23 protein-coding genes are annotated in these 18,863 nt (G+C 66.9%); 9 read left to right on the forward strand and 14 right to left on the reverse strand.

From position 1 onward, the window contains the following. Positions 1 to 1,113, reverse strand: coding sequence for a flagellar basal body P-ring protein FlgI (locus TQ38_RS01435; RefSeq protein WP_043974526.1), 1,113 nt, complete (start codon positions 1,111 to 1,113; stop codon positions 1 to 3). A gap of 255 nt (positions 1,114 to 1,368) precedes the next feature. On the opposite strand from TQ38_RS01435, the gene TQ38_RS01440 reads away from it, so the two are divergent. Continuing rightward, entirely contained in the window at positions 1,369 to 1,755 is a 387-nt protein-coding gene (locus TQ38_RS01440) for a hypothetical protein (protein WP_043973917.1), read from the forward strand. Between the two features lie 30 nt (positions 1,756 to 1,785). On the opposite strand, the gene flhB is transcribed toward TQ38_RS01440, so the two are convergent. The 5 genes from flhB to flgC are packed head-to-tail and all read right to left on the reverse strand — an operon-like array spanning position 1,786 to position 4,808. Further along, complete coding sequence (gene flhB / locus TQ38_RS01445) at positions 1,786 to 2,859, reverse strand: flagellar biosynthesis protein FlhB (protein WP_043973915.1); 1,074 nt, start codon at positions 2,857 to 2,859, stop codon at positions 1,786 to 1,788. A 1-nt stretch (position 2,860) separates the two neighbouring features. After that, positions 2,861 to 3,640: a flagellar biosynthetic protein FliR gene (gene fliR / locus TQ38_RS01450; protein ID WP_043973914.1), complete on the reverse strand. Its 780-nt coding sequence runs from the start codon at positions 3,638 to 3,640 to the stop codon at positions 2,861 to 2,863. Between the two features lie 4 nt (positions 3,641 to 3,644). Then, positions 3,645 to 3,908, reverse strand: coding sequence for a flagellar biosynthetic protein FliQ (locus TQ38_RS01455; RefSeq protein ID WP_043973912.1), 264 nt, complete (start codon positions 3,906 to 3,908; stop codon positions 3,645 to 3,647). A gap of 42 nt (positions 3,909 to 3,950) precedes the next feature. Beyond that, the gene (locus TQ38_RS01460) at positions 3,951 to 4,385 is read right to left on the reverse strand and encodes a flagellar hook-basal body complex protein FliE (protein ID WP_043973911.1); all 435 of its coding nucleotides are present in this window, start codon (positions 4,383 to 4,385) and stop codon (positions 3,951 to 3,953) included. Between the two features lie 12 nt (positions 4,386 to 4,397). Further along, entirely contained in the window at positions 4,398 to 4,808 is a 411-nt protein-coding gene (gene flgC, locus TQ38_RS01465; protein ID WP_043973909.1) for a flagellar basal body rod protein FlgC, read from the reverse strand. Positions 4,809 to 4,940: 132 nt separating this feature from the next. Between flgC and TQ38_RS01470 the strand changes: the two genes are divergently transcribed. From TQ38_RS01470 to TQ38_RS01485, 4 genes are all read left to right on the forward strand, one after another. Further along, positions 4,941 to 5,174, forward strand: a complete 234-nt coding sequence (locus tag TQ38_RS01470; RefSeq protein WP_043973906.1) for a FliM/FliN family flagellar motor switch protein — start codon at positions 4,941 to 4,943, stop codon at positions 5,172 to 5,174. 3 nt (positions 5,175 to 5,177) lie between these two features. Then, positions 5,178 to 5,654, forward strand: coding sequence for a flagellar biosynthetic protein FliO (locus TQ38_RS01475; protein WP_082057613.1), 477 nt, complete (start codon positions 5,178 to 5,180; stop codon positions 5,652 to 5,654). After that, positions 5,647 to 6,432: a flagellar type III secretion system pore protein FliP gene (gene fliP / locus TQ38_RS01480; RefSeq protein ID WP_043973903.1), complete on the forward strand. Its 786-nt coding sequence runs from the start codon at positions 5,647 to 5,649 to the stop codon at positions 6,430 to 6,432. The genes TQ38_RS01475 and fliP overlap by 8 nt, the downstream gene beginning before the upstream one ends. A 108-nt stretch (positions 6,433 to 6,540) precedes the next feature. Continuing rightward, complete coding sequence (locus TQ38_RS01485; RefSeq protein WP_043973900.1) at positions 6,541 to 7,071, forward strand: MAPEG family protein; 531 nt, start codon at positions 6,541 to 6,543, stop codon at positions 7,069 to 7,071. A 27-nt stretch (positions 7,072 to 7,098) separates the two neighbouring features. Here TQ38_RS01485 and TQ38_RS01490 read toward each other — a convergent pair whose 3' ends face one another. The 3 genes from TQ38_RS01490 to motA are packed head-to-tail and all read right to left on the reverse strand — an operon-like array spanning position 7,099 to position 9,320. Then, entirely contained in the window at positions 7,099 to 7,548 is a 450-nt protein-coding gene (locus tag TQ38_RS01490) for a hypothetical protein (protein WP_205316060.1), read from the reverse strand. A gap of 4 nt (positions 7,549 to 7,552) precedes the next feature. After that, positions 7,553 to 8,419 carry a flagellar motor protein MotB gene (locus tag TQ38_RS01495; protein ID WP_043973896.1) on the reverse strand — a complete coding sequence of 289 codons (867 nt, stop codon included), beginning with the start codon at positions 8,417 to 8,419 and terminating at the stop codon, positions 7,553 to 7,555. A 16-nt stretch (positions 8,420 to 8,435) separates the two neighbouring features. After that, positions 8,436 to 9,320 (reverse strand): flagellar motor stator protein MotA, encoded by an 885-nt coding sequence (gene motA / locus TQ38_RS01500; RefSeq protein WP_043973894.1) that lies wholly within the window; start codon positions 9,318 to 9,320, stop codon positions 8,436 to 8,438. 206 nt (positions 9,321 to 9,526) lie between these two features. On the opposite strand from motA, the gene flaF reads away from it, so the two are divergent. Further along, positions 9,527 to 9,889, forward strand: a complete 363-nt coding sequence (flaF, locus tag TQ38_RS01505) for a flagellar biosynthesis regulator FlaF (protein ID WP_043974520.1) — start codon at positions 9,527 to 9,529, stop codon at positions 9,887 to 9,889. A gap of 34 nt (positions 9,890 to 9,923) precedes the next feature. Here the strand turns inward: flaF and TQ38_RS01510 are convergent, their stop codons facing one another. From TQ38_RS01510 to TQ38_RS01530, 5 genes are all read right to left on the reverse strand, one after another. Continuing rightward, positions 9,924 to 10,814 (reverse strand): DNA-directed RNA polymerase sigma-70 factor, encoded by an 891-nt coding sequence (locus TQ38_RS01510; RefSeq protein ID WP_043973891.1) that lies wholly within the window; start codon positions 10,812 to 10,814, stop codon positions 9,924 to 9,926. A 260-nt stretch (positions 10,815 to 11,074) separates the two neighbouring features. Continuing rightward, positions 11,075 to 12,040 (reverse strand): hypothetical protein, encoded by a 966-nt coding sequence (locus TQ38_RS01515; RefSeq protein WP_043973889.1) that lies wholly within the window; start codon positions 12,038 to 12,040, stop codon positions 11,075 to 11,077. Next, positions 12,037 to 12,471 carry a flagellar FliJ family protein gene (locus TQ38_RS01520; protein WP_043973886.1) on the reverse strand — a complete coding sequence of 145 codons (435 nt, stop codon included), beginning with the start codon at positions 12,469 to 12,471 and terminating at the stop codon, positions 12,037 to 12,039. Before TQ38_RS01520 ends, TQ38_RS01515 begins: the two co-directional genes overlap by 4 nt. Continuing rightward, a complete protein-coding gene (fliI, locus tag TQ38_RS01525; RefSeq protein WP_043973884.1) occupies positions 12,468 to 13,808 on the reverse strand; it encodes a flagellar protein export ATPase FliI in 1,341 nt (446 codons plus the stop codon). The genes TQ38_RS01520 and fliI overlap by 4 nt, the downstream gene beginning before the upstream one ends. Positions 13,809 to 13,865: 57 nt before the next feature. Then, positions 13,866 to 14,294 (reverse strand): flagellar biosynthesis repressor FlbT, encoded by a 429-nt coding sequence (locus TQ38_RS01530; protein ID WP_043973882.1) that lies wholly within the window; start codon positions 14,292 to 14,294, stop codon positions 13,866 to 13,868. A gap of 190 nt (positions 14,295 to 14,484) precedes the next feature. Here TQ38_RS01530 and flgE point away from each other — a divergent pair, with 190 nt between their 5' ends. Genes flgE through TQ38_RS01545 form a run of 3 tightly spaced genes read left to right on the forward strand, consistent with a single transcriptional unit; the run spans position 14,485 to position 18,840 of the window. Further along, positions 14,485 to 15,798, forward strand: a complete 1,314-nt coding sequence (gene flgE, locus TQ38_RS01535; RefSeq protein ID WP_043973880.1) for a flagellar hook protein FlgE — start codon at positions 14,485 to 14,487, stop codon at positions 15,796 to 15,798. A 29-nt stretch (positions 15,799 to 15,827) separates the two neighbouring features. After that, positions 15,828 to 17,921 (forward strand): flagellar hook-associated protein FlgK, encoded by a 2,094-nt coding sequence (gene flgK / locus TQ38_RS01540; RefSeq protein ID WP_043973878.1) that lies wholly within the window; start codon positions 15,828 to 15,830, stop codon positions 17,919 to 17,921. A gap of 10 nt (positions 17,922 to 17,931) precedes the next feature. Beyond that, positions 17,932 to 18,840: a flagellin gene (locus TQ38_RS01545; RefSeq protein ID WP_043973876.1), complete on the forward strand. Its 909-nt coding sequence runs from the start codon at positions 17,932 to 17,934 to the stop codon at positions 18,838 to 18,840. Positions 18,841 to 18,863 lie beyond the last annotated feature (23 nt).

Raw genomic sequence — 18,863 nt, forward strand, 5'->3', positions numbered from 1 at the left:
TCACTGCACCGCTATTTCGGCCTGTAGCGCGCCGGCTGTACGCAGGGCCTGCAGGATGGTGATGAGATCGCGCGGGCTGACGCCCAGCGAATTGAGCCCGGCGACCAGCGTTTGCAGCGAGGTGCCACTGTTCAGCACCGCCAGCGAGGCGCCGCTGCCGTCGTCGGCCTGGATCGTGGTGCGCGGGACGACGGCGGTCTGCCCGCCCGAAAGCGGTCCGGGCTGCGAGACCATGGGCGTTTCGGTGACGCTGATCGTCAACCCGCCCTGCGCGATGGCGACCGGGCTGACCCGCACGTCGGCGCCCATGACCACGGTGCCCGCAGCCTCGTTGATGACGATCCGCGCGGGCTGGTCGACCTGCACCGGCAGGTTCTCGATGCGGGTGATGAGGTCGATGATCGAGGCGCTGCCATAGGGACGCAGCTCCACCGTGCCGGGGTCCAGCACTTCGGCCGAACCGGGCGCCTCGCGGTTGATGGTCGCCGCGATCTGGCGCGCGGTGGTGAAGTCGGGGTTCTTGAGCGCCAGCTTCAAGCTGTGGGCGGAGCGCAGGTCGTAGGCGACCTCGCGCTCGATTATGGCGCCGCCGGCGATGCGGGCGGTGGTCATCACGCCGCGGCTGAGCTTGGCTGCCGCGCCCTGCGCCTTGAAGCCCGAGACGGCGACAGGTCCCTGCGCCACGGCGTAGATCTCGCCGTCGAGCGCGCGCAGCGAGGAGACGAGCAGAATGCCGCCCTGAAGGCTGGTGGCATCGCCCAAGGCGGAAACCTGCACGTCCATCGTCGAGCCGGAGCGCGCGAAGGGCGGCATCGTGGCCGTCACGGTTACTGCTGCGACGTTCTGGGTGAGCATCTGGGTGCCGCGAATGTTCACGCCCATGCGCTCCAGCATGGCCTGCAGCGTCTCCTCGGTGAAGGGGACGTTGCGGATGCGGTCGCCGGTGCCCTGCAGGCCGACCACCAGGCCGTAGCCGACCAGTTGGTTGGTCCGCACGTTTTCGACGTCGACGATGTCCTTGATGCGCGGCTGCGGCCCGGCGAGCGCGCTCGCAGGCGTGAGCAGCCATGCCGCGAGGGCGGCCAGAAGCATCGGGAGCGAAAGCCTGGGCATCGTGGTCATTATAGGATGAACCGGGCGCAGACCGGGCGCGCGTCATGCGGTTTTCTCGCCGCGCAGAACTTTATGGGCGCTGGGGCCCTGCCCGGCAGGTTTCGGCGCAGTAGCATGGTGACAAATACCGGCCGTGCAAATGGGGCAATTCCACCTCCCTGCTTTCGGACGTTGATCCTGATTATTGCCGAACCTCAAATAGTTAAACACACTGTCCGGGGCGGGGCAGCGGCGGGCCAGCCTTGGGGGTAGAGCATGAAATCCGTGCATATTGGAGCACTGCTGCTGGGAGCGGCGGCCGCCTTGAGCGGGTGCAAGAACGAGGTCGAGGAGGCCGTGAAGAGGAACCTCGTCGCAGGCGCTTCGGCGGAATTCGAATCCGTCGAACAGTGCTCCGGCGACAGCAAAATCTATCACGGGCGGGTGAAGGCCGTGAACGAGCGGGGGCCGTTCACCGGAACCGAAACTTTCTTCTACGGCGGCGGCGAGGTGGCCTTTGCTGGCAGCCCGTCTTTCACCCGCCTGATGAAATGGTGTTACGGCACCGGCGACCTGGCTGCGGACGAAAGCCAGGACCCGGGCCAAGTCGCACCAGTGGAAGCCGTCGCCGCATCTTTGCAGCACAAGGCTATCCACCAGTAGCGCGGGCGGCTGGGGAGCACGCCCGCGCTATTACTGCCCCTTTTCGCGGGCGATACGCATCACATAGCCGATGATCTCGGCCACGGCGGCGTAGTGTTCGATGGGGATCGGGTGGTCGATCTCCACCGCCGCGAACAGCGCGCGGGCGAGGGGGGGGCTTTCGAAGATGGGCACGTTCGCCTCGGCGCCGACTTCGCGAATGCGCAGGGCCACCGCGTCGACGCCCTTGGCCACCACCGTCGGCGCGGCGGTGACGCCGTGCTCGTACTTCAGCGCGACGGCGTAGTGCGTGGGGTTGGTGACGATCACGCTGGCGCCGGACACGGCCGACATCATCCGCCTGCTGGCGCGCTGCATCTGGATCTGGCGGATCTTGGCCTTGATCTTGGGGTCGCCGTCGGCCTGCTTGTGCTCGTCCTTCACTTCCTGCAGCGTCATGCGCATCCGCTTCAGGAAGGCGCGGCGCTGGTAGATGAAATCGAACAGCGCCAGCGCCGCCACCAGCAGGACGACGGCGCGCAGCGCCTCGAACGCCAGCCCCGCCGCCGCCGCGCCGATCGCGCCCGGCGCGCGGCCGACCAGTCCGTCCACCCCTTCGAGACGAGGCGCCAGCACCATCCACACGACAAGGCCGATGGCGCTGATCTTGGCCAGGGTCTTGGCGAATTCCACCAGCGCGCGGGTGCCGAACAGGCGCTGCGCCCCGCTGGCGGGAGAAAGCTTGGACCACTTGGGGGCCACCCGCGACCAGCTCAGCGTGGCGCGGCCCTGCAGGAACACGGTGGCGACGGCAGTGGCCAGCAGCACCGCGAAGATCGGCAGCAGCGACAAGGCCGCATGCCACACCACTCCGGTGGCAAGGTTCTGGGCGCCGTCCGCGTCGAGCGGGTAGTCATCGGCATTGCCCCAGAGGCGCTTCAGCATGGTGCCAAGGCGCTGCATAGCAGAAAGGCCCAGCCAGCCGGTAACCGCCAGCGCGCCCGCCATCATCGTGGCGTGGCGCATCTCCGGCGCCATCGCGGTTTCGCCGCGTTTGCGCGCATCCTCCAGCTTCTTGGCCGTAGGTTCGTGAGTCCGCTGGTCCTTGTCGGCTTCGTCAGCCATCCTAGAGCTTCCACCCGTCCTGCATGAACGTCGCCATCGCGGCGGCAAAGGCGGTCAGCATCGCCCCGATCGACATCGCCAGCACCGACAGGCCCAGGAGCAGGTTGAGCGGCTGGGAGATGAAGAACACCTGGATCGATGGCGCCACGCGCGCCGCCAGCCCCAGCCCGAGGTTGAACAGCATCCCGTAAAGAATCAGCGGCGCGCAAAGGCTCAACCCCAGCGCCAGCGCCTGTCCCATCACCGAGACGGCAAGGTGCGCGAAGTCCGCCGCCGGGGGCATGCCTCCCACCGGGAAGGTCGCGTAGGAGCCGAAGATCGCGGAAATCCACATGTGATGAACGCCGGTTCCCATGCACACCACCACAGCGGCCAGCCCGATCAGGCGCGAGAGCAATGGTGCCTGCCCGCCCATTGCCGGATCGTTGACCAGCGCCGAGGACAGCCCGACCTGCTGTGCGGCGATGGCGCCGGCGATGGCGGCCGCGCTGAACATGATGCGCACCACCATGCCGATGGCAAGGCCCACCATCACCTCGCCCATCACCAGCAGCGGCAGCGAAATGTCGGACTTCACCGCCGGGGCCACGCGGCCCTCCAGCATGCCGTACATGCCGAAGGTGAAGGCCAGCGCCATCACCAGGCGGATCTGCGGAGGCACCGATTCCTCGGAGAAGGCGGGCAGCAACATGAGCACCGCGCCCACCCGGCAGAACAGGATCAGGAAAGTCGCCGTATCGATTGGCAGCCTGAGCAGCGTCGCCAGGTCGAGCGCGTCCATGGTCTCAGCCCGAGACGATGACGTCGGCGATGCGGTCCATGAAGGCGCCCAGCGCATGGCCGATCATCGGCAGGCTGATCAGCATGACCACGCCCAGCACCAGCAGCTTGGGCACGAAGGTCAGCGTCATTTCCTGCACCTGGGTCAGCGCCTGAAGCAGGCCGATGACAACGCCGACGATCAGTGCGGCGATCAGCATGGGACCGGCGATGGTCAGCATCAGCATAAGCGCCGCGCGCGCCAGTTCGATGGCCTGTTCGGGGTTCACGGCTTTGCTGCGCTCGTAAGGACGAGGGACGGAAGCATCGCCCTAGATCTGCATCCGCATGATGTCGGAATAAGCCGAGACGACCCGGTCGCGCACGGCAACCACGGTATCGAGCGCCGTTTCCGCCGCGCCGATGGCAGTGACGACGTCGATCAGGTCGCCCTTGCCGCCTATCTGCTTGACACTTTGTGTCTCCGCCGCGCGCAGGGAGCCCGCCGTTTCGGAGACCATCGATTCGATCATGCCGCCAAAGCTGCTGCCGCCGGTCTGGGTGCCCAGCGTTCCGCCAAGGCCGCCGATGCCGGGCGCAAGGCCTGGCCCGATGCTGGTAAGGCCGCCGCTTGCCCCCGCCGCGGAACCGGCACCGAGGCCGGCTGCGCCCAATCCTGCGGCCCCCTGCGTGCCGCCCGAAAGCGGCGAAGCGGCGCGCATCGCCCGGCCATAGGCCGAGGCTGCGTCGAGTGCTCCGATCGACATTGCCGGTTATCCTTACTTCAGCAGGTCGATGGTGCGCATGGTCATGCCGCGCGCGGATTCGATGGCGTTGAGGTTGGCTTCGTAGGAGCGCTGCGCCGCCTTCATGTCGGCCGCTTCGATCACCGGGTTGACGTTGGGCTGCTCGACATAGCCTTGCCCGTCCGCCGCCGGATTGCCGGGCTGGTAGACGCGCCCGAAGGCGCTCTTGTCCGCCTCGATGGACTTGACCGAGACCTGGGTGGCTCCGCTGGCACGGTCGACTTCGGCGGCGAAAGTGGCGACGCGGCGGCGATAAGGATCGCCTTCCGGCGTCTTTGCCACGGAATCCGAATTGGCAAGGTTCTCGGCGATCACCCGCATGCGCAGCGCCTGCGCCCGCAGCCCCGATGCCGAGACGTCGATCGAATTGCCCAGTTCCGCCACGAACGCGCTCCTGCCCGCAAATGCCCGCCTACCCTTGGCGGGACCCCTGGCATCCTTATAGGCAATTTTTTCCTAGTGGCGGATCGCTCCTATAAATTATTTCCTATAATCCGCCATGAAAGGAGACGCGCTGTGTCCGTCCTCGAAGGCATTCCCATCGACCTGCAGATCGTGCTCGGATCGACGAGCATTCCGATCCGCCAGGTGCTCAAGATGAGCCGCGGCGCGATGATCCCGCTCGACTGCGGGCAGGACGATCCCACGCGCGTCTACGTCAACGACCGCCTCGTTGCCGAGGGCCGCATCCTCGTCAACGGCGAGGCGATGTCGCTGGAGATCACCCATGTCGTCGAGCGGGAACGCTGAGACGTGGATGCATGGCAGCTTTTGCGCACGCTGGGCGCGCTCAGTGTCGTTCTGGGTGCGCTTTGGGGCGGCCTGTGGGCAGTGCGCCGGTTCGATCTGACGGTGGACGGCAAGGGCCTTGGCAGGTGGCTGGAAAAGTTCGGAAATGCAGCACCTGATCGCCGCCTGAAGGTGGTTGAAAGGCTGGCGATCGACCAGCGCCGCTCGGTCGTTCTGCTGCGCCGCGACGACACCGAGTTCAGCCTGATGATCGGCCCGGAAGGCGTGGTGGTGCTGGACACCGCCCGCGCTCCGGCAGCGCCTGCCCTTTCAGCGCCGAAGGAAGAGGAAGCGACTTTCGCCTCCAGGATTCCCGCCCTGCCCGAAGTTTGGTTCGCACAAGGCGACATCCCCGATCCCGCACCGTCCAGGTTCGGCCTGAAGGGCGGCGCCGCCCTGCATCGCTTCGTGCGCAAGCCCGAGATTACCCCCGATGTCTGAAGCCGTTGCCTGCAAATTTCGCTCGGTCTTGAGCGTGAAGCGCTGCGCAGCGCTTGTCGGCGCCGTGCTGCTCATTGCCCTGCCGGAAGCTGCCCTGGCACAGGCCGCGGCGGCGCTTACAGGCGGCGGGGCGGGGGGCGGCGGCATGACGAGCCGCGTGCTCCAGCTCGTCATGATCATGACGGTGCTCAGCCTCGCGCCGGGCATCCTGATGACGATCACGTCGTTCACGCGCATCGTCGTCGCGCTCTCTCTGCTGCGCTCGGGGCTGGGCGTGCAGGGCGTGCCGCCGAACCCGATCGTCATCAGCCTGGCGCTGTTCCTGAGCTTTTTCGTCATGGCTCCGACTTTCGATGCCGCCTGGAAACAGGGCATGGAGCCGTACAACGCAGGCACCATCAACGAGACGCAGGCGCTGGAACGGGCGAGCAGACCGTTCCATTCCTTCATGCTCAAGCAGGTGCGCGAGGACGACGTGAAGCTGTTCGTCCGCCTTTCCGGCAAGACGCCGCATACTCGCGCGGAACTGCCGATGACGACGCTGATGCCGGCCTTCATGATCTCGGAACTGCGCCGCGCCTTCGAGATCGGCTTCCTGTTGCTGCTGCCGTTCCTGGTGATCGACCTTGCCGTGGCCGCCGTGCTGATGGCGATGGGCATGATGATGCTGCCACCGGCGACGATATCGCTGCCGATGAAGATCATCTTCTTCGTGCTGGTGGACGGGTGGGCGCTGGTCGCCGGATCGCTGGTGAAGAGTTTCGGCGGGCCGGGCTAAACCGGGCAGCGGCAGGTCGGCAGGCCGCGGCCTGGCGGCTTGCATCGCGGTGGCCAAAAAGCCCTGTTTCGTTCATCCTGCATCGGCCAACGATGCAGGGAAGGGCGGATGACGGCGATGCAGGACTTCAGGCAGGAGCAGCGGGGTGTTGCATGGGCGATGGCCGGCGCGCTCGTCCTGACGATCTGCATCATGGGCCTTGCCCTGACGATGGATCGTAGCGCGGCCGCGCCGTTCGTTTCCCGTTTGCAGTTCGCCATCCGTATCGATCTTCTGGTGGTCGTCTGGCTGGCGGCGGGGATCGCGAATGTTGCCCGTCTGCGCTTCTTCTCGGAAAGCGACATTGCCGGCAGCGGCGCCGGATCGGGGTCCGACAAGGTTCGGGTCGCCGGAGCGATCCTGCAAAACACGTTCGAGCAGGCCGGCCTTGCCGTCGCCGCTCACCTGATCGTCGCGGCAAGTTTCAATCGCTCCGATGCGCTGGTCGCGGCGCTGGCCTGTCTTTTTGCCGTTGGCCGGCTTCTGTTCTGGCTGGGTTACAGGCATGGCGCCAAGGGCCGGGCCTTCGGGTTTGCGCTTACCTTCTACCCCAGCGTCCTTGCTCTGCTGGCTTCGGCCGCGGTGATTACGTTCGGGTGACCCGGCCCGCGAAGCAGCCGCTGGCGCTTACGCCGGAGAGGCCCGCGTCACCGCGACGGAGCGCACCACACCCTTGCCGTAGACTTCGAGCGCCGCTTCCATCACCACCTTGCGGAAGGCGTCCAGCCCGGGGACCAGCCCGTCCGGCCCGCTGGCAAGCGGGCTGCGGTAGGTGCGCAGGTTGATCGCGTTGAGCAGCAGGGGCAGCTTCGCGCCGACCTCCTCGCTCTTGTCTTTGGGCACTTCCAGCTGGCATTCGAAGGTGACGTAGCCCGATAGGCGCCCGTCCGCGAATACCAGCGGGGCGAGGATTTCGCCCGCAGGCACGAACGTGGTCTCGACTTTCGTCGCGGCCTTGCCGTGAGCGGCGCCGCCGGCGAACTGCGGCAGATAGTGCGAGACGCCCCATGCCCCGGCCCCGCCGACACCAAGGCCCGCGATCACCGCAGCGACGCCGATAGCTATGCGCTTTATCATGGCCTCAGAACTTGAAACTGGCGTCGCGGGGCAGAGCGCCCGCCTGCGCCATGACGACAATGGTGATGCGCCGGTTTTCCGGGCGGTCGGGCGCCTCGGGATAGACCGGCTCGGTGCCCGCCTTGGCGACGACTTCGGAGAAATGGTCCGCAGGCAGCCCGGCCGCCACCATCGCCGACCGCGCGGCCAGGGCGCGCTGGGCCGAAAGAATCCAGTTGGCCTCGCTGTCGCCGCCGCTGCCATCGGTGTGGCCTTGGATGGCGATGCGCGCGTCGATGCCCGCCAGCTTGTGCGCGGCGCGGGCCAGCATGGCCTTGGCGAAGTCGTTGAGCTGCGCGGTGCTGCCCTTGAACATCGAGCGCTGCGGGCTGTCGATCAGATGGATGCGCATCCCTTCGCGGCTGGGCCGCACGTCGATGTTCTGCTTGCCCTGATCGGAATCGAGCGGGGGTTCCAGTTCCACCCGCATCTCTTCCGCCATGACGCGCAGAGCCGCTTCGGGAACGTCCGCCGTGCCCCCGCGCGACACGCCTTCGGCGCCCGCTTCGGCGGCAGGCTGGCCGCGTGCCTCGCTATCGGAGGACTGGTCGTTGCGGCCATGGCCTCCTGCGCCCGGCTGCGCACCGGGGCGGTCGCTTAGTGTGGTCGAAAGGCTGTTCTTCTGGGTCTCGGGCGTGAAGTATTCGGCCAGGCCCTTGAGCTGGACCTCGTCGGGGTTGGCCAGCAGCCACAGGAGCATGAAGAAGGCCATCATCGCGGTCACGAAGTCCGCATAGGCGACCTTCCACGCACCGCCGTGATGGCCGCCGCCGACCACTTTCTTGACCTTGCGGATTACGATCGGGCGTTTGTTGGGGTCTTTTCCAGCCATGGCCTAGCGCGCCGGGTCAGGCCGGAGCGGCATTGAGCTGTTCCTTCACCGCCTCCAGCGCCGCTTCCATCTGCTGGAAGCTGGGCGCGTAAGTCGACGGCGTCATGCGGCGGGCCAGTTCGATGGCCACTTCGGTGGGCTGCTCCTGCGCGTGGCCGATGATCGCGGTCTTGACGATGAGGAAAGGCTTGAAGTCGGCGTCGATGATCTGCTGCAGCTTCTGCGCGATCGGGCCGACCAGGCAGTAGGCCAGCAGAACGCCCAGGAACGTGCCGACCAGCGCGCCGCCGATCATCGCGCCCAGCACTTCGGTGGGCTGGTCGATCGAACTCATGGTCTTGATGACGCCCAGAACGGCGGCGACGATGCCGATGGCGGGCAGGCCGTCGGCCATCATCTGGATCGCGTGCTGGGGGGCCATTTCCTCGTGATGATGGCGCTCCATGTCGCCTTCCATCGCCTCGGCCAGCTGGTGCGGGTCCTCGAAGTTGACGGTCATCATGCGCAGGTAGTCGCAGATGAACTCGACCAGCTCATGGTCCTTCAGCAGGCTGGGGTAGCGCGAGAAGATCGGGCTTTCGGCAGGCGCGTCCAGATGCGGCTCGATGGCGTTGGCGCCGCCTTTGCGGAACGTCGCCAGCAGGGTGTAAAGCAGGGCGAGAAGGTCGCGAAAATCGGCCTCCTTCCAGCGGTTGCCCTTGAATACGCGCACCACGCCGGCCCAGCTCTTCTTAAGCGTCGTCATCGAATTGCCGAGGACGAAGGCGCCCAGCGCCGCGCCGGCGATCGCCATCATCTCATGCGGAAGCGCATGGAAGATAACCGTCATGCTGCCGCCCGACATCAGGAAGCTGCCGAAGACGCACAGCAGGATGACGACAAGGCCGACGATGTTCAGCATGAAAAGGAAGTCCGCAAATAGGGGGCCGCGCGCGCGGTCTATGGCTTAGTTATAGGACGCTGCGCCGGGATGCGGTGCGATGAGCGCATTTTCCGCCACCGATGTTCGAGCCGCGACCGGTTCGCCTTCGATCATCCTATATGAGAAAGGCGCCCGGCCGAGTGCCCCTCTCGGCCATGGTGCATCGAAGCCGGAGCCTGCTCGCGATGTCCGTCAATGCCTATGTCCGCGCCCAGAAAGTCGCCGCCACGCCGCGCAGCACGGAATACCGGCTGATGAGCGAGATCACCAGCGAGATGATCGCCGCGCGCGATGCCGGACTTGCCGGCGTGAAGCTGGCCCCCGCGCTTCACCGCAACCGGCAGGCGTGGACGATCTTTCGCAACTTGTGCCAGTCCCCCGAAAACGGGCTGCCTGACGAACTGCGGGCCGGGATCATTTCGCTTGGCCTGTGGGTGGACAAGTACACCTCGCTGGTCATTACCGGGCGCGAGGCGATCGACGAACTGATCTCCGTCAACCGCGCCGTCATCAGCGGTCTTTCGAACGAAAACGGCGCCCCAGCCTGAGACCGGGCCTGAGATCGGCGCCCACTGACAAGCCTCAGTGCGCGGCGAGCATTGCCTGCCGGTATTCGGCCATAAGCGAAAAGCGCGGGTCCATCACGGCAAGATCGCTCATGGTCTTGGCGGCGCGCTTGGCCACCTGACGAACCCGTTCGCGGGCCAGTCCGGTTTCGTCCTCGCCCAGGTCGAGCGGCGGAGCGGTTTCGAACAGGCGGCCTTCTACGACCTGCCGGTTGTGTTCGAGGCGCTGTTCCAGCTCGGTCAATTCCGCCGGATCGAGCGGCGCCCGGCCCGGACGGCGCACGGGCGGCGCTGCGGCGGCGTTATCGGGACGCTTGGCCTTCACCGGCTTGGGCTGGGCATTATGCGCACGGCGGCGAATGCGTTCGAGGCCGGAATTGCGCAGATGTTCGACGTAGCTTTCGGTCAGCGCATTCATCGCCGCCTTGGCAAGATAGTCTGACGCCCCCGCTTCGGTACGGCCGAGCGCGTCTTCGTCGGCGATGGCGGAAAGGATCGACAGGCCCTCGCCGTCCTCGCCGCCGGTGATCGCGTCGAGCGAGACGGTGGTCGCCTCGACCTTGCGGGCCGACGGGCGCTGGTCGGTCATGACGCGGAAGCGCAGGCTCTGCAGTTCGCCGCGGATCTGCCAGTTCACGAAGGTCGTGAACTGCGCCTTTTCCGGCTCGTAGCTCTGGATCGCGCGGTGGACGGCGATGGCGCAGCACTGCTCGGCATCGTCCCAGTGGCAGGCAAGGCCGTACTGGCGGATGAAATGGCGGATACGCGGCGCGATCAGCTTGAGAATCCGGGCAAAGGCATGGTCGACACAGGCGCGCTGGCGCCGGGTCTGCGCGGTGCCTTCCGGCGGCGTGTTGTCCCTGACCGTCGCGACTGATGCCTCGAGGGCGGCAGTGATCTTAGACATGACGAACCCCAGCGGCGCGCGGGGCCCCTTGCACCACGTCCACAAGACGAGAATCTATTCCTATATTTCGGGAACCAACAATCCTATATCTGAGTTATCCACTAGCGTGCGATAGCGCGCTGATGCGCCGGTGCGGTCGCAGGCATCGGATTTTGCCCCGGCGTTGGCCCGGTTCGCCTTCAATCAAAGGCTTTTTTGCTCATCGCCAAGGCGGATTTCGCGTTCTGGTCCGGCCTGCGAAAAAAGTGGCGCCTTACCTGTCAGCCAAATTTTTCAGGGCGCACATGGCGGCCTACGTAATCGAGCAGCCATGCGCGGTGTGCTGTGACCGCGCTACCCGCCTTGGCGATGCGGCGTTCGGCATCCGCCCCGCCGACTTGCGCATTGAGCAGCCTTCGCGCGCGCTCAGGCTCAAGCCCGCCTGCAAGGAAACGCCGCGCATCGCCGAGGCCCAGGTGGTGACCAAGATAGGCGGCCCGCGCCACCTCGGAAACCTCGCCGCCGATCCGCAGGCCCGATCCGCGCAGTGCCTCGATATTGGCGCTGGCGTAGTCGGCCACGGCTTCGATGGAGGCGCGCGGATCGTACCGCAGCGCCAGCAGCGCCGAGCGGTTTTCGGACTTCACCTGCCCTTTCGCATTGAGCCACCCGTTGGCCTGCGCCGTAGTGTTGAGCCAGGTTCCGCCGCGTTCGGCCTCGCCTTCCCAGCTTGTGCTCAGGAACTGGCCAAGTCCCGCCGCGCTTGATCGGGGGTTGCGCGAATAGGGTTGCCAGGTGCCCCCGGCACCCTTGGCCGCCTCGGCGTCGACAATCGCGGCAAGCGCGGAGGCCGGGATTCCGCTGCGCGCGGCGGCAGCGTCCAGCATCCCGGCATAGCGCGCATTCGGGCCGTCCTGCATCGCGGCTACAGCATCGTCGCCGACGGGGAGGGCAGGGGCCTCGTCTGCTGTCAGGGGCGTTCCCGGCGCGGAAGTGGCTGCCACGGCCGGCGCCGCCGGATCGAGCATCGCCAGGAGCCGGTCCAGCCCGATCGGTTCGGCGGCCGTTCCCGCCGTCACCTGCCCGGGCGCCGACTGGGCGCGCTGGTCGTCCTCGGCCGAGCCAAGGGCGGCACGCCACAGCCGGCCCGAAAGCTCGCCGCGCGCCTCGTTGTAGATGAGGTTAGCCTTCTGCGCCGCCGTCAGGTTGGCAGCGCCGATGCCGGAGGACTTCGGCCCGTCGATCATCGCGGGTTTTCACGCCGGATCGACCGGCGCGCCTTTAGGAAGGCCACCGCGCCCAGATCGTCGCTCGCCGACTGTTCCGCGCTGGCCTCGACCCGGGCGGCGTCGCGGCGGTAATCTTCCGCCGCCGTTTCGATGCTGCGCAACGTGCCGTAAGCATCGATGGCCACTTCGCGTAAGTGCTCGATCCGTTCCTGCACCTGCGCCTGAAGGACGCCGAGTTCGCGCCCTTGGCCGCGCATCCGGCCCTGCCAAGCCTGCGAACATAGCGCGAGTTCGGCCGCGACCTGCGCCTCGCTCCGCAGCGCTGCGCGCAGCCGTTCGCGCTCCTGTTCGAGCACGCTCAGCGTTCCGGATTCGGCGCGGATCGCGGTGCTGACTTCGTCCAGTTCGCGTTGGCGCACGCGCATTGCGGCGTCGTAAGGCGTCTTCATGGCGAACCTTCCAGAATGGCGGCCAACGCCGCAAAGTCCTGCACGGCGAAACTGCGTGCCAGCCGGTCCTGCTGGAGCAGGCCTTCGATACGCGGGGCGATGGCGACGGCGCGGTCTACTTCCGCGCTGGAACCTGCGCGGTAGGCGCCGAGGCGCACCATTTCTTCCATGTCCTTCCACGTCGACAATTCGCGCCGCGCGGCCAGACGCAGGGCATTGTCTTCCACGCTCAGGCAATGGGGCAGCGTGCGCGAGACCGAGCGCAGCACGTCGATCGCGGGATAGCGCCCGCGCTCGGCAATCTGGCGGGTGATGACGACGTGGCCATCGAGAATGCCGCGCACCGCATCGGCGACCGGCTCGTTGTGGTCGTCGCCGTCCACCAGCACCGTGAACAGCCCCGTGATCGTGCCTTGCGGCGCCGATCCTTGCACCGCGGCGCCCGGCCCGGCCCGCTCCAGCAGGCGCGGCAGTTCGGCGAAGACGGTGGGAGTATAGCCCTTGGTCGCTGGCGGTTCGCCGCCGGCCAGGCCGATCTCGCGCTGGGCCATGGCGAAGCGGGTGACCGAATCCATCAGGCACAGCACTTCGCAGCCTTCGTCGCGGAAATGCTCGGCCACTGCGAGCGTCGTCCACGCGGCCTGGCGGCGCAGCAGGGCCGGCTCATCCGAGGTGGCGACGACGACGACGCTGCGGGCAAGGCCCTCCTCGCCAAGGTCGTCCTGGATGAATTCCTGCACTTCGCGGCCGCGTTCGCCGATCAGGCCGATCACCGCGACATCGCATTCGGTCCAGCGCGCCAGCATCGACAGCAGGGTTGACTTGCCCACGCCCGATCCGGCGAACAGGCCCAGGCGCTGCCCCCGGCACAGCGGTGCGAACAGGTCGAGCGCGCGCACCCCGGTTTCGATGCGCGACCCCACTCTGGCGCGGGAGGACGCGGGCGGCGGGGCGGCCTTGATGCGGCGCTGGACGGGGCCTTGCGGCAATGGCCCCTTGCCATCGACCGGCCGGCCAAGCCCATCGACCACCCGGCCCAGCCATCCGGCCGAGGGGCGCAGGCCCGCCTGTCTGGCGGAAAGATCGGCGCGCGAGCCCGAGGCGATGCCGTCCGGTTCGTTGAAGGGCATGCAGTGGGCGATGCCGTGGTCCAGCCCGATCACCTCGGCCTCGACGTTGCCGGCTTGCGAACGCAGCGTCACGCGTGAGCCAATGCGCGCGGCGCCGGCAAGGCCGTCCACCTCGATCAACGCGCCGCGCACCGCGACGACCCGGCCGTAGCGCTGGTCGGGCGTCTGCATGCGCAGGCCCTCGGCGGCGGAGGCAAGGCTGCTCATCGCGCCTGCTTCACCGTTTGCAGTGGCGAAAAGGGGATCATTCCTCGCGCCTTCCCGTCAGGCGGCGGGGGTGGCCGCTTCGGGGGGCTGAGCAGCGGGAACGCGGGCCAGTGCATCGGCCTCATAGGCGATCAGCCAGCGGCATTCCCCCAGCGCCTGATAGAACTGGCCGGTCGCGACCTTCTGCGCGAAGTGAACGCATACCCCCTTCGCTTCCGGCGATTCCAGCGCCGTCATCAGCGCTTCGAGGCGTTGGAGCAGGGTCTGCTGGTGGCGGGCGATGTCGGCGGGGTCGATATAGGCCATCATGCAGGCGAAGTAGAGTTGCTTGGCGGGAGTATCGGCGTCCTGCGGCTTCATCACCTCGCGCCCGCGCAGGATCGTCGCCTCGTTCTCGAGGACGAGATCGGTGCGGCCAACCGCGCGCAGGACCGCGCCGTTCACGATCACCGGCTCTCCGTTGCGAAGCGAAATGCGAAGCGTCATGTCCAGCCAAGCCCTATTTTAGACCCCAGCATTATAGGATGAAAAACGTCCCCGTGCGCGGCAGGTGGGCAAATTTTGCCGCCTCCTTCATTTTCCCGCGCGCAGGGACCGCCAGATGAGATTTCTTTCTACAATGCCTGTGTCCGGTCCCGCGAGGCTGCTGCCCGTCCGCACGCACAGGAGAATATACATGAGCCTCTATTCCGCTCTTTATGCCGGCGTTTCCGGTCTCAGCGCGCAGTCGAGCGCCATGGCCACGGTTGCGGACAACATCACCAACGTGAACACGATCGGCTACAAGGGTGTCTCCGCCCAGTTCGAAACGCTGGTCACGGGCGGCAGCCTGAGCAGCAGCTATTCCGCCGGCGGCGTCACCGCGACGCCCAAGGCGCTGATTTCCAAGCAGGGCCTGCTCCAGGCGTCCAGCAGCCTTACCGACATCGGCATCGACGGCGCGGGCTTCTTTGTCGTGCGCTCCAGCCCCGATGCGGGCGGCACTACTGCCTATACCCGCGCCGGATCGTTCACCACGGACTCCTCGGGCTACTTGCGCAACACCGCCGGTTATTACCTGATGGGCTGGCCGCTCGATGCGACCGGGTCCTACGTCAACAACGGCAGCGAGGCTTCGCTTCAGCCGATCCGGCCCAATGCGCTGACCGGCGCGGCAACCCCGACCACTGCGATCCAGCTGCGCGCGAACCTCGATTCCACCGCGACTCCGGTCGCCGGCTACACGGCGGGCGCCATGAGCGAAGGCACTCTCACCCCGCAGTTCTCGCGCTCGGTGGTGGTTTATGACGCGCAGGGCACCTCGCACTCGCTGACCTTCAACTTCGTCAAGACCGGCGCGAACGCCTGGGCCACCGAAGTAACGGGCGACCCGGCCGAGATCGCCACCATCGGCGATAATGCCGTCCCCGCTTCGGGCCTGCTTGCCAGCGGCACGATCCGCTTCAATGCCGACGGCAGCCTCAACCTGGGCACCGCGCAGTCGCTGCTGGGCAACCTGGACATCACCTGGTCCAACGGCGCCGGCTCCACCCCGATCAGCCTCGACATGGGCAGCAATGCCGGGCTCGACGGGCTGACCCAGTTCGGCAGCACCTCGGCGCTGCTGTCCTCGACCGTCGACGGCGGCATGCTGGGCACGGTCGCCTCGGTGAAGATCTCCGACAAGGGCGTGGTCAGCGCCGTGTTCGACGATGGCACCTCGCGCCCGATCTACCAGCTTCCGCTCGCCACCTTCCAGAATCCGGACGGGCTGACGCGCATCAGCGGCAATGCCTATCTCGTTTCCGAACAGTCGGGCAACGTAGCCATCAACGAGCCGGGCACGGTCGGCGGCGGCACGCTTTCGGCCAGCATGCTCGAAGCCTCGAACGTCGATCTGGCGGCGGAGTTCTCGAACATGATCCTGTTCCAGCGCGCTTACTCGGCCTCGTCCAAGATCATCACGACGGTCGACGACATGCTCCAGGAAGTAAGCAACCTGAAGCGCTGAGCCCGGCGGCGATCAAGGCGGCCTGATCCGTGTCCATCAACTCGATCCTCAGTTCCGCCATGTCGGGCCTCTCGGCCTCGCAGGCCGGGATGCAGACGGTCTCGACCAACATCGCGAACGTCAACACCCCCGGCTATGCGCGGCAGAAGCTGGCGCAGAGCGCGTCGGTGGCGGGCGGCAATGTCAACGGCGTGGTCGTCGGCGAACCGGCGCGGGTGGCGGACAAGTTCCTCGAGAACTCGGTGTACCAGCGCGCGGGAACGGCGGGTCGAACGGACGCGGTGTCGAACTATCTCGACCGCCTGCAGTCTCTGCTCGGCTCGCCCAGCAGCGCTTCCGGGTTGGCGGCGCGGCTGACCGCGATCTCCAGTTCGGTTTCCGCGATCGCCGGGCTGCAAGGCTCGCCCGAGGCGATCGCCCAGTTCACCGGCACCGTTTCCGACACCATCGACACGCTCAGCGGGTTGCAGGGCGATGTGGCCAACCTGCAGGCCGACGTCGAGAGCGAGGTTTCGGACACGGTCGGCCGGGTCAACGTGCTGCTGAGCAAGATCCACGACCTCAACAACGAAGTCTCGCGCCTGCAGGGCCTTGGCCTCACCACATCCGGCCCGGCGGATTCGCGCATGTCGGCGCTGGAGGAACTGAGCGGCCTCGTCGACGTCAGCGTGCGTGAGCAGCCGGACGGGCGCGTCACCATCGACACCGCTTCGGGCCAGGTGCTTCTCGACAAGCGCCTGCGCCAGTTGAACTATGCCTCGGGGGTCGCCGTCTCGCAGGCGAGCTATGCGCCGATCGATATCCGCTTCACGAATGCCGACGGTTCGATGGGCGCGTCCACCGGCGAGAAGATCGATTCCACGGCCGTCGGCGGCAAGCTGGGCGGCTTGCTCGACATGCGCGACCGCGCACTGCCGAATTTCTCCGAGCAGCTGGGCCAGCTGTTCAGCGGCCTTGCCGAAACGCTCAACAAAGTCGCTAACGAGGGCACCACGCTGCCCCCGCCGCAGACCCTGACCGGGCAGGCCAACGGGTTGATCGGCAGCGACCGGCTGGGCTTCACCGGCAAGGCGACGTTCGCGGTGCTGGCGAAGGACGGCACGCTGGTGGCCAGGACCACCGTCGATTTCGACGCGCTGGGTTCGGGCGCCACGGTGGATGACGCGGTGGCCGCGATCAACGCCGGCCTCTCGCCCATGGCGAGTGCCAGCATCGAGGACGGCGTTCTGTCCATCGCCGCCGCGTCGAGCGCTTACGGCGTTGCCGTCGCGCAGGATGCCGATGCCCCCAGCGACCGTGCCGGAGTGGGATTCTCGCAGTTCTTCGGCCTCAACAACCTGGTTCGGTCGGGCGACAGCGCGCTGGCCCCTTCTGGCTTTACCGCCGACGATCCGCACGGGTTCGGCGCGGGCGAAACCGCGCAGATCGTGCTGCGCGACGCGGCTGGCAAAGTCCTTGCCACCCAGACGCTGAGCGGTGACACCGGCTCGACCTGGGGCGACCTTGTCGGCGGGCTGAATTCCGGCGCGCTGGGCGCCTTTGGTTCCTTCGCGCTCGACGAGCGGGGCCGCGTTGCTTTCACCCCCAAGTCCGCCAGCGCCGGGGCGACGATATCGATCCCCTCGGATTCGACGGATCGCAATGGCACCGGCCTGTCGTTCTCGGCGCTCTCGGGCCTGACCGGGGCGGCAAGCGGGCTGCGCACCGCCGAAGTCCCCGCCGCGATCCTGAACGACACCACGCGCCTGCCGCTGGCCCGACTGCAACTGGACGCGGCGATCGGCACGAAAGCGATCGGCGCGGGCGATATCCGGGGCGCCAACGCTTTTGTCGACGCGCTCGCCGCCACCGCCGATTTCGGCAAGGACGGCAGCTCCACGATCTCCAGCTTCGCCAGCCGCCTGCTTGGCAGCGCCGGGTCTGCCGCATCCCTGGCGAAAACCGCCGCAGACGATGCCTCGGCCCGCCTGAGCGACACGGTCAACCGGCGCGATTCCTATTCCGGCGTCAACATCGACGAGGAACTGGCGCAAATGGTCGTGCTGCAGAACAGCTATTCCGCCGCCGCGCGGGTGATGACCACCGCCTCGCAGATGTACGACACCCTGCTGAACATGCTCTGAGGACACGACGATGACCCGCGTAGCCACCGTTCCGCTGCAACAGACCCTTTCCAGTGCGATCCAGCGCTCGCAGCAAAGCCTTGCCACCAGCCAGTTGCAACTGGCGACCGAGAAGAAGGTGAACGACTACGCCGGGCTTGGCCTGGATGCGGTGCGCACGCTTTCCGCGCGCTCGATGCTGGCCACGCAGGAAACCTACAAGACCAACATCAGCCGCGTCTCGACCACGCTTTCGCTATATCAGGCGAACCTCGAGCAGATCGACGGTTCGATGGCGGACTTGCGCGAAGAACTGTTCAGCGCAGTGGGCACCGGCAATTCCCCCGGCCTTCAGGAAATGATCGAGGATGCCTTTTCCGGCCTGCGCGCCTCGCTCAACGCCAAGGAAGGCGGCGTGCCCCTGTTCGCCGGTTCACAGACCTCGGACACCCCGTTCATCCCGAAAACCCTCCAGGACACCGTCGGGCTCGACGCTGCGGACACATTCGGCAACGACGGCGTGCGCCAGTCGACGCGGGCGGGCGAAGGTGTGGACGTAGCATACGGCATCGGCGCCAGCGACGTGACAGGCAAGCTCATCCCGGCCTTCCGCGCTTTGGCGGAAGCCGGCCCCTTCGGCGAAACCCTGACCGACGACCAGAAGGCTGCCATCACCGCCGCGCTCGACCTGCTGGACACCGGCATCACCGGCGTGCGCTCGGTCAATGCCTCCAACGGCCGCAAGCAGGCGCAGGTCGAAACGCTCGCCACCCGCGCGGAAGACCGGGTTGACCTGCTGACCAGCGTGATCGGCTCGGTCGAAGATGCCGACCTGGGGCAAGTCGCCATCGACATCACCCAGCGCCAGACGATCCTTCAGGCGAGCTACTCGGTTTTCTCGCAGCTCAGTTCGATGTCGCTGGTGAACTTCCTCGATTGATCCGGGTTCGGCTGAGGAAATAG

The sequence above is a fragment of the Novosphingobium sp. P6W genome, assembly GCF_000876675.2.
GTDB lineage: Bacteria > Pseudomonadota > Alphaproteobacteria > Sphingomonadales > Sphingomonadaceae > Novosphingobium.

Bases quoted from the DNA above. Each gene is read 5' to 3' on its own strand.
- TQ38_RS01435 (WP_043974526.1), bottom strand. From the start codon at position 1,113: ATGCCCAGGCTTTCGCTCCCGATGCTTCTGGCCGCCCTCGCGGCATGG.
- TQ38_RS01440 (WP_043973917.1), top strand. From the start codon at position 1,369: ATGAAATCCGTGCATATTGGAGCACTGCTGCTGGGAGCGGCGGCCGCC.
- flhB (WP_043973915.1), bottom strand. From the start codon at position 2,859: ATGGCTGACGAAGCCGACAAGGACCAGCGGACTCACGAACCTACGGCC.
- fliR (WP_043973914.1), bottom strand. From the start codon at position 3,640: ATGGACGCGCTCGACCTGGCGACGCTGCTCAGGCTGCCAATCGATACG.
- TQ38_RS01460 (WP_043973911.1), bottom strand. From the start codon at position 4,385: ATGTCGATCGGAGCACTCGACGCAGCCTCGGCCTATGGCCGGGCGATG.
- fliP (WP_043973903.1), top strand. From the start codon at position 5,647: ATGTCTGAAGCCGTTGCCTGCAAATTTCGCTCGGTCTTGAGCGTGAAG.
- TQ38_RS01485 (WP_043973900.1), top strand. From the start codon at position 6,541: ATGACGGCGATGCAGGACTTCAGGCAGGAGCAGCGGGGTGTTGCATGG.
- TQ38_RS01490 (WP_205316060.1), bottom strand. From the start codon at position 7,548: ATGATAAAGCGCATAGCTATCGGCGTCGCTGCGGTGATCGCGGGCCTT.
- TQ38_RS01495 (WP_043973896.1), bottom strand. From the start codon at position 8,419: ATGGCTGGAAAAGACCCCAACAAACGCCCGATCGTAATCCGCAAGGTC.
- motA (WP_043973894.1), bottom strand. From the start codon at position 9,320: ATGCTGAACATCGTCGGCCTTGTCGTCATCCTGCTGTGCGTCTTCGGC.
- flaF (WP_043974520.1), top strand. From the start codon at position 9,527: ATGTCCGTCAATGCCTATGTCCGCGCCCAGAAAGTCGCCGCCACGCCG.
- TQ38_RS01510 (WP_043973891.1), bottom strand. From the start codon at position 10,814: ATGTCTAAGATCACTGCCGCCCTCGAGGCATCAGTCGCGACGGTCAGG.
- TQ38_RS01515 (WP_043973889.1), bottom strand. From the start codon at position 12,040: ATGATCGACGGGCCGAAGTCCTCCGGCATCGGCGCTGCCAACCTGACG.
- TQ38_RS01520 (WP_043973886.1), bottom strand. From the start codon at position 12,471: ATGAAGACGCCTTACGACGCCGCAATGCGCGTGCGCCAACGCGAACTG.
- fliI (WP_043973884.1), bottom strand. From the start codon at position 13,808: ATGAGCAGCCTTGCCTCCGCCGCCGAGGGCCTGCGCATGCAGACGCCC.
- TQ38_RS01530 (WP_043973882.1), bottom strand. From the start codon at position 14,294: ATGACGCTTCGCATTTCGCTTCGCAACGGAGAGCCGGTGATCGTGAAC.
- flgE (WP_043973880.1), top strand. From the start codon at position 14,485: ATGAGCCTCTATTCCGCTCTTTATGCCGGCGTTTCCGGTCTCAGCGCG.
- TQ38_RS01545 (WP_043973876.1), top strand. From the start codon at position 17,932: ATGACCCGCGTAGCCACCGTTCCGCTGCAACAGACCCTTTCCAGTGCG.